Source organism: Escherichia sp. MOD1-EC6098, assembly GCF_002965865.1.
Lineage (GTDB): Bacteria > Pseudomonadota > Gammaproteobacteria > Enterobacterales > Enterobacteriaceae > Escherichia > Escherichia marmotae.
This window is the reverse complement of the sequence record NZ_PTSN01000045.1, coordinates 1-12,360: the sequence shown is the minus strand read 5'-3', so window position 1 is coordinate 12,360 and position 12,360 is coordinate 1. Positions and strand designations below refer to the sequence as shown.

The following is a 12,360-nucleotide window of genomic DNA, read 5'->3' as shown; positions in this document are numbered from 1 at the left end:
CTCGCCCTGACCTTCACTGGTAGGGATAAGGTGCAGGCACTCTTCCGAACGACGAAAAATCAGACCAAAGGCTTCGTTGAAAATCCTCAGCGCATTAACACCACGGATTTTCAGTTCCCCGGTCATGGTGTCGCCGCCACGCTCAACAGCGCCTTTTGCCTTATCCATTGCGGCTTTTACTGCCTTTGATGTGGCGGCGCGGTCTTCTGCGTCGCTGTCGGTGGAGTTGCTGTACTGCGCAAAGCCTTTCTCCTTCAGTGTTGCGTCCGGATGACGGCGGGATTTTTCGTGCTCTGCCAGTGCATTGCTTTGTTCTTCATCGGGCGTCTGTGGACGTAAATCCTGTAAGCCTTCTGATGTCAGTTTCGCAAGTGGCGCGACAAAGTGTCGGAAGCCGTTACCGTCTGTATAGGACGCATGTTCCTGGCGGGCGCAGAACGTAAAAACGGTATTCCATTCGCCGGTAACAAATCCCTGCCAGCTTGCATCAATCCAAATGGTATCCCCGACCGCAGCCGGCAGGCTGTAAGGTTCGCGCAGACTGACGCGCAGACCTCCCACATAACCCACGCCGGCGGCAACAGTAGCGGTACCATCCTGATAGCTGACCTGAAAACCATCCCCCAGAAAAGCGGCTTCACCGTAGTGATCAAACGCCAGCAGCCGGCGGGCCTCATCCATTCCTGCAAGGCGTGCAGTGAAATCAATCTGCCAGACATCAGCACTGACATCGATATGCATTGCTGCGGCTGCGCCGTCAAACTCCATGGAAAATGTGCGGATCAGGTTGTTTCCCTGCACGCCGTTCGCTGTTTTAATTTTTTGCTGACGAGGTGTGTGCGCAATCATGCAGAGCACGCCGCTTTCTTCGTTCAGCAGACCGATCCAGTTGTATTCGAAGTCGCCGACTGTCGTGTCCAGAATGATGGAAAACGCGGTCGCGTTCGGCGACAGGAGGCCGTACTGGGTGACCGGCGCACGATACTGAATCATGGATTCATCAGGGAGTATCTCATCGCGGGGGATCTCTGCGGATTCATCCTGTCCCGGAATATATGCAAAAACAAATGTATCCGGGCGCGCAGGTTTTCCACTGATGAGCTGATTCGCACACCAGTGTTCGTACTGTTCAGTAATAATCGTGCTCATGCTTCGTCTGCCTGTAATGTGTAATGCTCCACGGACAGGCCGTAATGTCCTGCCTGTAGCGAAGCGGTTAACCAGATGGTGTCCTTTCTCACCGTTGCTTCTGCTGTGTGATACCTGTAATGGCCATCAAATGTGCCGGCTGTCAGCCGGGCAGTGGTTGTATTGATTACCTGAAAGAAATAGCGCCTGCAGGTACGACCATACTGGCGCACGAGCTGCATCATCAGCGCGTTGTTTTCACTTAACTGGGTGTCATTAATGCGCAGTAAAATAACGTCCCAGTCATGCTGCAGTTGCCGTTCCAGTGTTTTAACGTCTCCCACGCCAAGACGCTTAAAGATGCGTTCGAAGCCGGCGCGTTCGCCAGAGTCCTGAGCGTTAATAAACGCGTGTTTCACCCTTAAGCGAAATAACGAAACCGGCTCTCCTTTAAATCGGGTGATATTGCGCTGATAAGCCAGCAGGTTAAGTAAAGGTTCTGCGCAGGTGTCGACATCAATCTGCTGTAGTGGCCACGTCAGCCAGCTGTATACCTTTTCCCAGTAGCGATGCGATGAATGTGCCAGCGTTAACGGCTCGCCTTTATTCATCCAGGTGGGGAGCGGGAATTCAGGGATCTCCGGAAGTTTCACGCGCTCACCTCCACAGTAAGGGATTCCAGACGAGGAACAGCCAGATCACTGAGAATATCCGGAAGAGAAAATGTAACCGACTCCACCTGTGGAAATACCTGGTGGATCTCTTCGCCCAGTCTGGACATGCTGAAACGGCTATACGGCCATGTTTTCTGAACGTCATAATCGCTGTTTTCTCGAAATGCACAGCGAACCAGATTTTCCACATTGCGCAATAACGTCTGAATTTCCTCATCGCTGAGGTTCAGCGTTGCATATAACCAGAGTGTCACGGTCAGGGTGTGGCGTGTTTCAGGCATGGAAAAACAGCGCAGATCATCACCGTGTCCGTGATGACCTTCATCGTTAATGAATGCGTTTACTGCATCAACGAACGGTTCGGATGCGATGCCGGTATCCAGCAGAATGTAAGCATTTGCTGTGCCGGGGCCGCGTGGTGCGTCATGCAGAAAATAGATGCGGTCGGCACTGATGCCGGCAACGCCGGCAATTAATCCCCGGTAAACTGCATCGGTGTGATAAGCGCCGGCAAGATTAAACTGATTGCGAACACGATCACGCAACTCGTCATCGCTTTCTTCGTTGGCACCCGGTGTGGTCAGCCAGTTTTCATCGTTCTCAACGCCGGCAATACCATCAATCGCCACCGGAAGGATGCGGTAATATCCCGGCGCAAGGTTAAAGCCGGCTCCGGCCTGTTCCGCAGAAACATCGATGTTCATGCTGAGTGTTCCTGCCGGAATAACGGTATCCCTGACAACGGTCAGCGTATAAATCACGCCGTTAATGCGTTCTGTCTGAATCTGCGTACCGGCCGACACGGTAACTGCGCGATCAATGTCGTTTTTGGTGAAACGAATCTCGCCGGCTGCGTGCGTGGCGGCCTTGCGTTGCAGGTTTACCGCCCAGGCAAAAACATCAACGAATACACCGCTGGCATCAGCCAGAAACAGGTTTTTCATCACCACATTAACCAGCGCATCTTTCAGCCACATCACGGGTTTTGTGGTGATAGCTGTAATCAGTCGCCAGAACGGCGACATGCGGGAAGTGTTGGTGATAAGCCCTTCGTCTTTGACAATGGCTTCAAATTCAGCGCGAGCCTGTTCTTCGGTTACCGGCATGCCATTATCAGCCAGAATGCGCTCGTAATCTGCAGTAGGTTTGCCGTTAATCATCAAGAGATACCGTAAAAGTCAGGGGTTCAAAAAAATCTTCGGTGTGGGCGCTAATCAGCAGGCGACCAGAAAGCGGGGTTTCTTCTGTCACACTGACCGTGCCAGGCGTAATACGCTCATCATCTTCAATCAGCAGTGTCATCTGCATCATGATGTCGGCACGAAGCGTCGGGCTTTTTTCAGCCAGCAGGCGCGTTGCCAGTCCGCTCTCAATGATGGCGTGCTGGCAGTCCTGGGCAATACTTTCCCTGTTGTTGCATAACACCGGCTCACTGGCGCTGTTCAGCGTGAGATTGCGGCCGGTGATGAGCAAATCAATGTAAAGCGTTTTATCAGTATGCATGCAGCTCCATCCACTCGTTAAGACGGGCAGGGGATGGATCCTGCACATTGACGTTGACCACACGACGGGAGTTGTCGATGGTGGTCTGGTTTTCGCTGTTGTTCTGCATTTCTGCCGCAATGCCACCCGGCCCCGCGCTGATGGCTTTACCGCCGGTTAATACGGAGCCTTCGCCACTTCCTGTGCTTTCTGATGTGCCGATGTTAACGCCGGGGATCATGTTGAGTTTGTCCACAATCCAGCCCCATGAATCACTGAAGGACTGTTTCACCAGTTCCCAGAGGTTGCTGAAAATAGCCAGGATCCCGGAAGCCAGATTTTTCAGTGAATCTAGGGGGTGAGTAATATCCAGGCTGTTCCAGATATCCTTATACCCCTGCAGAATAATGAGCAGGGCCTGCCACACTTTTGATAACAGTCCGAGCATGATTTCAGTGGGCGTCAGGATCCAGTTGATTGCTGTGGCAACGATACGGCCAAAAGACGCACCGGCATCGCTGGCGCGTCCGAACGCTTCGCCCGTCAGTTCTACCGGTGTGAGTAAATTCATCAGCCAGTTAAATGCTGTTTTGATGGCATCCCATACAAAACCAAAAACAGCGCCGATATCGGCCAGAATGGGAGAGCCAAGTGAAATAGTCTTCCATGCATCGCTGAACCCCTGAATGAATCCGCTGAAAAACGCTTTGATGGGTTCCCAGAATTTCCAGACAAGAGCAACAACTGCTGCAATGGCTGCACCAATAAGCAGAATGGGCCCGCTCATCATCAGCATGGTGGTAAGAAAGCCGCGTCCTGTCAGCATTGAAACCAGCATGACCCTGTTCAGATATTGTTGTGCAGCGGCATAAGCCCCTGTTGCAGCAGCGGCCAGTGTATTTCGCAATGCGCTTAACCTGAGAAGCTTTATTAAGCCTGTTACGGGGGCAATCAGCCCTTTTGTTACAAAGCTGAACAGTCCCATGATGATATTGCTGAGAGCGCCAACGGTTGCGAGGCTAAGAAAAGTCCCCGCCAGTAAACCAATTGCGCGCGTGATGTTTGGATACAGACGTAACCAGGCAACAAAGGATTTGCCGCCTTCGTTGCTTTTCTGGATAAACGGGTACAGAACAGGCAACAACTGCGTGCCAATTTCGATGCGAATGCCGTTAATAATTGCAGCGGCCTGTTCCCATGGATCGGCCATGGCTTGTGCCATTTCGACAGCCTTATCCATACCTTTGATATTGCCCAGCGTGGCGATATTCTTTTCAAGTCCGCCAATGTCCGCATTGAGTAATTTAATCATGGCCACAGCTTCATCGGAGCCAAAGGCGCTTTTCAGCAAATCGGAATCAGCCACTTTTGACAGATCACCAAATTTGCCCCTGATAAGTTTCATGATCTCGACAACACTTTTCATCGTGCCGTCTTTATTCACGAAATTAAGCCCCAGCTTTTTCTGGGCGCTGCCTACTGCGGCAAGAAATGCTTTGTATTTCGTCCCTGCCTCGCTGCCACTCATGGTGGCCTGTAGTTGTCCCAGCACGGCGAACTGTTCAGCCGCATCAATACCGGCCGCTTTTGCACTGGCACCCAGCGTGGTGAACGCCGCTGACATGTTATCGCCGGTTGTTTTAAACATTTGCACGGCGGTGGCGGTTTGCCCGGCGACCTGCTCCACCCATTTGCTTTTTCCCATGGCATCAGCCTGGTCTTTAAAGATGCCGTACATGGTGCCCATGTAGGCGGTAATGGTCTGGCTGCTGGATTTGGTTGCTGCTGCCACCGTTGCTGATGCGGTGGTGAAGCGGGACAGCTCATCGTCAGTTAACCCGGCAATGGCTGACTGGATGTCGTATGACGCACGCACAAAATCCTGCGCAGCCCCGCCGTATTCCATAGTGAAATCAACGGCGGCGCGGCTGAGTTTACGCAATCCGGACTCTGCGACGCCCAGTGATTTCACCTCACCGAGCGCCCTGTCCATTTCAATGGCTGGCATCAGTGCCCCCTGAATGGCTGCACCCACTCCCCAGAGCGCAGCGCCTCCGGTAGCAATGTCCCGAAAGGCTCCCCGACTTGTTGCAGCAAATCCCTGAACCTGTCGCCCGGCTGCACGCAACGGCCTTGTCAGGCGGTCTGTCAGTTCAAGAAGTAATTCAAGGCGCTGTTGTGACATTACGATCCCTTAAAAGCACGGATAATGCCGTTATTGACGGCGATGCTCATATTTTCCCAGTAGTGGTTATCCAGCCAGACGGCGGCAGCCAGTGACTGCGGCGAGTCATCCTCGCCGGGCAGCCAGTGGCGGCGCAGAATCAGCATCCGGGTAAGGTCATTGCGATCAATGGCTCCCAGATGGCTTTTTATTTTTTTACGGTGATTTCCACTTCCGGCACAAACTCGTTATTCACGGCTGTTGCCAGGCTGGCCGGCATTCCTGGTTTTTCCAGCAGCTGGTTCAGCAGATCGCGGTGCTCTTTAATCACGATACGGCGCAGGTAGTTTTTCAGCGGCGCGATTTTGTTATCCGGCATGAAGTCGTTCTGCAGGTCGTTGTAGGCTTTTACGGTCGGGATAAACGTCAGTTCATGCTCGCCGACCTGTAAAGTGATGGTGTTCTCTGCGGTAGTCTGGGTGTTTTTATCGTTCATCATCATTTCCTTTTAAAGTCAAGAATAAGAGGGCTTAATAAGCCTGCAGGAAGGCTTATTAAGCGTAAAATCAGCGCACGCCGTCGTGCTCAAGGCTGAAATGATTGCCATCCGGGCGGTTTTTAAAACGACCGCCCCATGCGCCACCAAGGGATTCCCAGTACTCGCCCAGCTCGCGGTAGGCCTCTGTGCGGGTCTGATATTCACCGTTAATAAACAGATTAAAATCCACGGCCAGCCGCTGGCAGTGCAGGCTGTTGGCAATGCCGGATCCCTTTTGTGCGTTGAGTTTTGCCTGTTCTGGCGTGCGGTACGCCTCACCGAACGTCAGGCCATAACCGCGCTGATGGGCAAACTGGATGAGTTTTCCGATCATGACGGTAAATTGTTGTTGCTTATCGGAGAGTTTCATTTTTGCTCCTTATGAGGTTGCTGAGGTTTGCGCAGCCAGTACCACAGTGCCCGGATAATTTTCCAGGCAATGGCAGCGGCTTTTTGTTCCCTGCGGGACAACATTGCGGTTACTCCTCTTTGTTCTCTTTCTCGTCCAGCTTCCGGCGCATATGACGCAGGAAGATTTCAACAATCTGGTAACCGGCAACGCCCATTGCGGTGCCTGCGCCGGCAATGGCCAGTGGGTCAAGATTCGGGTAGCGAACCAGCAGGGCAGCGGCAGAAACACCCAGCGCGCTCCCCAGCAGGGTTCGGCCCACAAACAACCGCAACGTAATCGGCTCTGCGCCAGCCAGCACCCGACTTGCGGCAGCGATTCCGCCCAGAATGCCCAGAGTGATAATGGTGCGCTCATGCTCCTGCATGGTTCACCCCATCAGTCCGCGCACGTCGTTCTCTGAGAGAACGGGCACGCCGTTGATACGCACAAAGTCAGGGCTTGCCACCACGTACTTGATTTTGTGCGTGGTCAGATCTGCGCTCTCGGTGTCAATGCTTAACAGGCCGGAAAGCATCAGCTCACAACCGAAGGCTTCAACGCGGATTTCTTCGGTTCCCGTATTGGCGTAAAACACAAAATCCATTGGCGGCAGGTCACGCCACGATCCCGCCTGAGCAGCCACTTCCCCGAGCTGGTTAAAGCTGCGGGTACTCATTTCGATTTCACCTTCGGCACTGACAGGGCCGCGCAGTTTGCCGTCAGGGATGCCACGGGTTTTGGCAACGGCGCTTTCATCGCTGATGTCCAGTGAGATGCTTTTCACATGGATATCCGTTCCACCGATAAAAGTGTCAAACGCCATGCCGTTAATGCGGGTCGTCATGCGTTTTCCTCCAGAGATTTATCCAGCTGAATGCCCACTTTGATGGTTTTAGGGCAGGCGTAAGGGCGGACGACAATGCTGATGCTGACCGTCTTTTCGTCCTGCCAGGTGATAACCACGTCGCCTTTCCGGGGCGATTTCACTTCTCCCGGAAATGTGATGCCGTTAATTTGCGTGGATTTCGCCATGGCACGCAGTGGGCGGGCAAACAGCGTTTCATGTGCGGCAATGCTACCCGGCGTGCTGTTCAGCGAGCGATCTGCAATCTTGGGGATGGCTATCAGCCGCACGCGGCGCGCCACCTTATCAGCAATGCGGACATGCTCAATGACGTTGTAGTCCCCACCTTCCACTTCAAGTGTTACACCGTCAGCCCAGTAAAGGCCGTCATAGTCGGCATACCACATGGGCACGCTGTAGCGGGCGGTTGCCAGTGCCTGCAGGGTGGCGAGATCAATTGCCTGCCCTGCGCTGTCCTTCGGGCGTTCAGTGGTTTTCAGTGCGGACAGGCCCCCGGTTGCCACACGCGCCGGACTGTCAGCAATGGTGACGGCGCTGTTACACAGACGGCCGGCAAGAACGCCCGGTTCAAAGCCAAAAATTTCCGGAACCAGCATGATTTGCGGGGCGGCGATGCCTTCCTGTAGCGTGGTCAGTTCAGCAACGTAATCTGCCCAGGTTTTGCTGCAGTTATTGGCGGCAATGGTCAGAATGAACCAGATGCGGCGCTGATATTTATTGATGATGGTCTGACGTAACGCCTGTATGGCGTTGATGTCATCCTTCGTGCTGACCGGTTCGGTGATCACCACGCCTTCAACTGAAACAGTTTCCTGAGCCGCCAGTATGGCGTTCTGCCATGCCTGGCAGGCTGGCGTCGCTTCTTTGCCCCTGCCTGCTTCCGGCAGAACGGCAACATAGAAAAAGGCGTTCTGCCCGGCATTGGTCAGTGCGGACTGAAGGAAATTCTTCAGCGGGCTGGCGTTCGTTCCCAGCAGTTCATCCAGATCGCTGTTAGCGTTAACCGGCAGAACCTTACCTTTGTTGTTTTGTGCATTGCCCACAAACAGCAGTGTATTTTCCACGCCGTCCGGTGAACTGCTGAATGTGTTGTACTGTTCGATCGTGACAGATGGCCAGGTCATGATTTGTCTCCTGATTTTGTTATCTCGTGCCGCCGTAATGCAGGCTGCGCAATTGCGCCTCCAGAATGCGGGCAAATTCAGCGTTACTGGCTCCCAGAAATGCGCGGGAGGGAATTTTGATTTCCCATACACGTTTTTTCTGCTCGCCTTTCAGAATGCTGATCACCAGCCCGGCCTGCGCCATACTCATGTTTTCCATAATCCATTTCAGGGAAGGTTTTCTGTATCCCCTGCGTCCGGTTTTTTTGCTGACCGCGCCGACGGGGGCGCGAAAGCCCAGAGAAAGAAGGCGTTCTGCCTGCCGTCGTGTGGCGGGACGGGTGCGCATGGCTTCGCTGTCCCGGCGTTTTGTGGCGCGGCCTTTGATGGTTGCGCCGTGCTGTTGCACCCACGCAACCGCCCCACCATGAGAGCCGGTGTTGTAATCCCCTTTTTTGAAGAAAAGGCGGACACTTTTCCCGCTGCCATCAACCCTGATGGCCAGCAGTTTCGGCAGTCCCAGCAGCATTTTGTTTTTATACCTGCCGCTGGCTTTATCCGGTCTTTTTCGTGGTGCCCAGGCTGCCCCCTCCGGTGTTCGCTGTGCTTTCACATTGCGTCGTGCAGCCGGTATCAGGCCGTATTTCGCAATGCGAACCAACAGCTTTCTGGCCTTTGCCGGCGGAAGTTCTGCCTCTCTGATGGCGCGACGAACCTGCCGGAGTTGTGACTCGTTAATCACGGGGCGCGTCATGGCATCACCTGACAGTGAAGCTGATGCGCCTGAGCCACCCAGATTTCAGGCTTTTCCAGCTGGTAACGTTTCCCGCCTCTGGGGATGGGGCCGTTTTCGTCCTCAACCAGGGTGATGGGATCAACCAGCGGCAGACTGATTTCCAGCCATGCCACTTCATTTTCATCATCCACTTCGACGTCAACGGCTGGCGCATCCGGTGCCAGGCGCTGGCGCAGGTCGCCGCCGTTGTCTGCCAGCCAGGCTTCAACCAGAGAAAACACCAAATCCGGATTCAGTTTGCGGTAGGGCCATGCGTCCCATCGCAGAAAAGCCGTATATTTTCGAACCTGCGTACATAACTGCCCGTGCCCCAGCGACTTCGTAAACGGAACGAGCGTGATGTCATCCATGTCACTGGTGAACGGAATGCGTGCGCGTGCCGGCAGATTGTTTTCAATGAATGCCGTCAGGCTGGCGAGTTGCGTCATACCATTTCCTTAATCAATCAGCGCGATGGATGCACGTGGTCGGCCCAGCAGCGCCCGCACCGCCATGGCCGCTTCAGCCAGCAACGTCCGGCGACTCTCGCTGGCTTCTGATGAGGGTTGCGCCTCGCGCCGCCCCACGCTGGCAGATTCCGGCAAAAGATCGGCCTTTGCGCGTGCATACACGGCCTTGGTGTACAGTGCTGTAATGTGATTCTGCATCCGTTCAGGTTGTGCGCCTGTATTGCGCGGCTCTGGTTGCAACACGGTGTAACCCGGAATATCAGCGGCCCGGATGTAGCCCTGTTCCTGCCAGTATTCACGGCGTGCAGCCAGTTCAGTGTTAATCTCTGTTACCGCGCAAAGCAGCGCCGTCAGCACCGTTTCGTGTGACGTGACGGCGGGGATGCTGCGGCTCTTTTCAAAATCGCCGGCATCAATATCCGGCCAGAATCCATCGTTCTGAATAATGGCCTGCTGATAGTGAATGCTTTTCCCGTCAAACATGCTCACTCCGGGGAAAGGCGGGCTGACCGGTTTCCGCAGTGTGCTGATGGCTTTTGCCGGCACACCTCCACCGCGCCCGCCCGGTTGTTGGGAGTCGTTTACGTGCCCTGCAACGCGCGCAGTCTTGCGGCAATGCGCTGGCGCAGGGTTTTCACCTGAATTTTGGGATGCAGCCAGGCAGCCCGTTCCAGACACTGGTCGGCCTGTTGCAGTCTCTCCGGATCGTTAATTGCACTGGCCAGCGGTTTACCGTCATCGCCGCGCAGCAGCAGGACGCCTGCAAAGCGCCAGTAGCGGGCAGCAAGGCGTTCATTCACGCGCCATTTGTCACGGATTTTTTCAAACACCTGCTGAAAATATGGCGCGATACTGTTCCCGCGTTCAGCTTCGGTTTCTGCCCATTCAAGAATGAAATGGGCCACAAACGTTGGCAGCTCGCTTTTGAAGTTCTCCGGCGTCTTTTGCCCCTGCTCAATGGCAATGTCAGTCCACCGCAGCGCCATCTCAAACTGCCCGGTATCGAACAGCCAGATGATGCAGTACACCAGAATGGGATTCTGATAGACGCGTTCCCCCTCCAGATAAGCCTGTGCGTGTGGCAGCCAGCGGGGCAGCAGCGTGCTCCGCTTGAATTCCAGCTTGTCAGACAGCAGCTCCATGTTGTGCAGTTGTCTGATGTCGTTATCCAGTGCCAGCAGTTTAATGTGCTGACTCTCTGTGCTGATGGCGCGTCCGTCCGTTGTGGTCATGAGCGCCGCACGGCGCTCATCCATCTGTCGGGCACGTTGTCGCTGCATTGGCGTTGGCATACCGTGCGCTCCGTTTATCAGGCGATAGTGACCGCAGACTCATCCACGGCAGCATATAAATCCGGATCGCCCAGGGCGTACCCCTCGTAACGCCAGTATGAGTTTTCGAACTGTTTGCGATCGCCCACATCTTCCGCTTTACGACGGCGGGAATCCTTCAGCGTCAGGATCTGCAGGTTTGGCAGCATGGTCACCACCATACGCTTACCCGGCATAAACGGCGGAATGATGGCCTTGCGGCCTGCGATGTTCTTCGTCAGCAACTGTGCGGCCACTTTTTCGGTGGGCTTGTCCTCTTTGTTGTAGAGGCGTAGTTCTTCAGCAGCCACAAGGTCTGCGCCAACCAGCACAGTAAGGCGAGGATCGTTGTGATATTGCGCCGGGATATAAGTGCGGATCAGGTCTGAGGCCATGGCATCAAGGCCGACATAATCACCGCCTTCGCCCAGGGTAACGGCGTCCGTCAGAATACGGGAGGTATTGCCGGGCTGTTCTCCCCACTTTTTGGCGATTTCATGCCAGCCGATGTTGACGTCTTCGCCGTTCGGGTGACTTTCCGGGTCAGAGTTTTCAGCAGCCTCTTTACCGTTAAAGCCAATGCGCAGCATGTCCAGCGCAAAGTTGGTGACGGCGGCGGAGTTCATCAGGTTGAAAAATTCCTGCGGGCTGCCGGCATTCGCCCAGATGGCGAGTTGTTCCCAGGTGATCACGCAGCAGGAATCAGTTTCAACGAGTTTAAATTCGTTGCCTTTGATGCCCGAACCTTTAGCGAAACGACCGCTTTTCACGCGACCGGTGCGCAGCGTGGATTCGCCCACGGTGACGACCTGCCCCTGCGGGTGCGGAACGTCCATGCAGGTGATGAAACTCAGAAACTCTGTGCTTTCCAGCAGGGCTTTACGCAGGGCAATACTGCGTGGCTCGGTCAGCGAAAAGAAACGATCGCTTGATTTCCCGCAGTCACTGAATGTTTTTTGCAGTTCGCTGATGTACTGATTAACCAGCTTTTGTGCTTCTGGTGTCATGTTCATTGCGTTCTCTCCGGTTACACCAGGTTAAAAGTTTCGCCACCGGCCGGATTGTTGCCCGGCAGCTTCGTGGCGTCCTTGCTGAGTTCAGCAAATGCGGTTTCCATACTGGTAACCTTCTCCGCGATGGCGTTCACTGTGGAGAACAGCTTTTCGCCCTGCCCGGTGGTCAGCGTGAAGGTTTTGTCGTCCTTGTTGTTCTGTTCTGCGTTGTCCTGTCCCTGATCGCCGGTGCTGCCTTCCGGCTTGTTATCACCGGTATCTTTCGGGGCATTCTTCGCGCTGAACTGCGCGACGTTTTCTTCCAGTTTTTCCAGGCGTTCATCGATAGGAATTTAAAACCCGGAAAGATCGAAAAAACACCAGAAAGCGAATCACCGGGCGACATCTCACGCGTCTTATATTATTTGTATTGTCGATTAAAACGCATTGATTGATTGGAGTTGGGTA

Annotated in this window: 17 protein-coding genes; 1 reads left to right on the top strand and 16 read right to left on the bottom strand. The window is 54.3% G+C overall.

The window, feature by feature from the left end; translation table 11 throughout:
• From C0K55_RS25100 to C0K55_RS25030, 16 genes are all read right to left on the bottom strand, one after another.
• Positions 1–1,149, bottom strand: a 1,149-nt coding sequence (locus C0K55_RS25100) for a phage tail-collar fiber domain-containing protein (RefSeq protein WP_105283450.1), incomplete at its 3' end; no start/stop codon positions are given.
• A complete protein-coding gene (locus C0K55_RS25095; protein ID WP_000775221.1) occupies positions 1,146–1,781 on the bottom strand; it encodes a phage tail protein in 636 nt (211 codons plus the stop codon). The genes C0K55_RS25100 and C0K55_RS25095, both read right to left, overlap by 4 nt.
• Positions 1,778–2,962 (bottom strand): baseplate J/gp47 family protein, encoded by a 1,185-nt coding sequence (locus C0K55_RS25090; RefSeq protein ID WP_097728281.1) that lies wholly within the window; start codon positions 2,960–2,962, stop codon positions 1,778–1,780. The genes C0K55_RS25095 and C0K55_RS25090 overlap by 4 nt, the downstream gene beginning before the upstream one ends.
• Positions 2,955–3,305, bottom strand: a complete 351-nt coding sequence (locus C0K55_RS25085) for a DUF2590 family protein (RefSeq protein WP_062873901.1) — start codon at positions 3,303–3,305, stop codon at positions 2,955–2,957. Before C0K55_RS25085 ends, C0K55_RS25090 begins: the two co-directional genes overlap by 8 nt.
• Entirely contained in the window at positions 3,295–5,469 is a 2,175-nt protein-coding gene (locus C0K55_RS25080) for a phage tail tape measure protein (protein WP_094336123.1), read from the bottom strand. The genes C0K55_RS25085 and C0K55_RS25080 overlap by 11 nt, the downstream gene beginning before the upstream one ends.
• The gene (locus C0K55_RS26305; RefSeq protein WP_000906384.1) at positions 5,469–5,615 is read right to left on the bottom strand and encodes a DUF6890 family protein; all 147 of its coding nucleotides are present in this window, start codon (positions 5,613–5,615) and stop codon (positions 5,469–5,471) included. Before C0K55_RS26305 ends, C0K55_RS25080 begins: the two co-directional genes overlap by 1 nt.
• Positions 5,616–5,656: 41 nt before the next feature.
• Complete coding sequence (locus C0K55_RS25075) at positions 5,657–5,944, bottom strand: putative phage tail assembly chaperone (RefSeq protein WP_000998379.1); 288 nt, start codon at positions 5,942–5,944, stop codon at positions 5,657–5,659.
• A gap of 70 nt (positions 5,945–6,014) precedes the next feature.
• Entirely contained in the window at positions 6,015–6,356 is a 342-nt protein-coding gene (locus C0K55_RS25070) for a M15 family metallopeptidase (RefSeq protein WP_000777017.1), read from the bottom strand.
• 109 nt (positions 6,357–6,465) lie between these two features.
• Positions 6,466–6,762, bottom strand: coding sequence for a phage holin family protein (locus tag C0K55_RS25065; RefSeq protein ID WP_021580191.1), 297 nt, complete (start codon positions 6,760–6,762; stop codon positions 6,466–6,468).
• A gap of 3 nt (positions 6,763–6,765) precedes the next feature.
• Positions 6,766–7,221 carry a phage protein gene (locus C0K55_RS25060; protein ID WP_000213187.1) on the bottom strand — a complete coding sequence of 152 codons (456 nt, stop codon included), beginning with the start codon at positions 7,219–7,221 and terminating at the stop codon, positions 6,766–6,768.
• On the bottom strand, positions 7,218–8,366 hold the full coding sequence (locus C0K55_RS25055; protein WP_097728282.1) for a DUF2586 domain-containing protein: 1,149 nt from the start codon (positions 8,364–8,366) through the stop codon (positions 7,218–7,220). Before C0K55_RS25055 ends, C0K55_RS25060 begins: the two co-directional genes overlap by 4 nt.
• Positions 8,367–8,385: 19 nt before the next feature.
• Positions 8,386–9,099: a phage virion morphogenesis protein gene (locus tag C0K55_RS25050; RefSeq protein ID WP_053272795.1), complete on the bottom strand. Its 714-nt coding sequence runs from the start codon at positions 9,097–9,099 to the stop codon at positions 8,386–8,388.
• The gene (locus tag C0K55_RS25045) at positions 9,096–9,569 is read right to left on the bottom strand and encodes a phage tail protein (RefSeq protein ID WP_000192586.1); all 474 of its coding nucleotides are present in this window, start codon (positions 9,567–9,569) and stop codon (positions 9,096–9,098) included. Before C0K55_RS25045 ends, C0K55_RS25050 begins: the two co-directional genes overlap by 4 nt.
• A gap of 9 nt (positions 9,570–9,578) precedes the next feature.
• Positions 9,579–10,073 carry a head completion/stabilization protein gene (locus C0K55_RS25040; protein WP_069934491.1) on the bottom strand — a complete coding sequence of 165 codons (495 nt, stop codon included), beginning with the start codon at positions 10,071–10,073 and terminating at the stop codon, positions 9,579–9,581.
• 98 nt (positions 10,074–10,171) lie between these two features.
• The gene (gene gpM / locus C0K55_RS25035) at positions 10,172–10,882 is read right to left on the bottom strand and encodes a phage terminase small subunit (RefSeq protein WP_097728283.1); all 711 of its coding nucleotides are present in this window, start codon (positions 10,880–10,882) and stop codon (positions 10,172–10,174) included.
• Positions 10,883–10,899: 17 nt separating this feature from the next.
• On the bottom strand, positions 10,900–11,913 hold the full coding sequence (locus C0K55_RS25030; RefSeq protein ID WP_097728284.1) for a phage major capsid protein, P2 family: 1,014 nt from the start codon (positions 11,911–11,913) through the stop codon (positions 10,900–10,902).
• On the opposite strand from C0K55_RS25030, the gene C0K55_RS26165 reads away from it, so the two are divergent.
• Positions 11,913–12,347 carry a hypothetical protein gene (locus tag C0K55_RS26165; protein WP_157944183.1) on the top strand — a complete coding sequence of 145 codons (435 nt, stop codon included), beginning with the start codon at positions 11,913–11,915 and terminating at the stop codon, positions 12,345–12,347. The genes C0K55_RS25030 and C0K55_RS26165 overlap by 1 nt on opposite strands.
• Positions 12,348–12,360 lie beyond the last annotated feature (13 nt).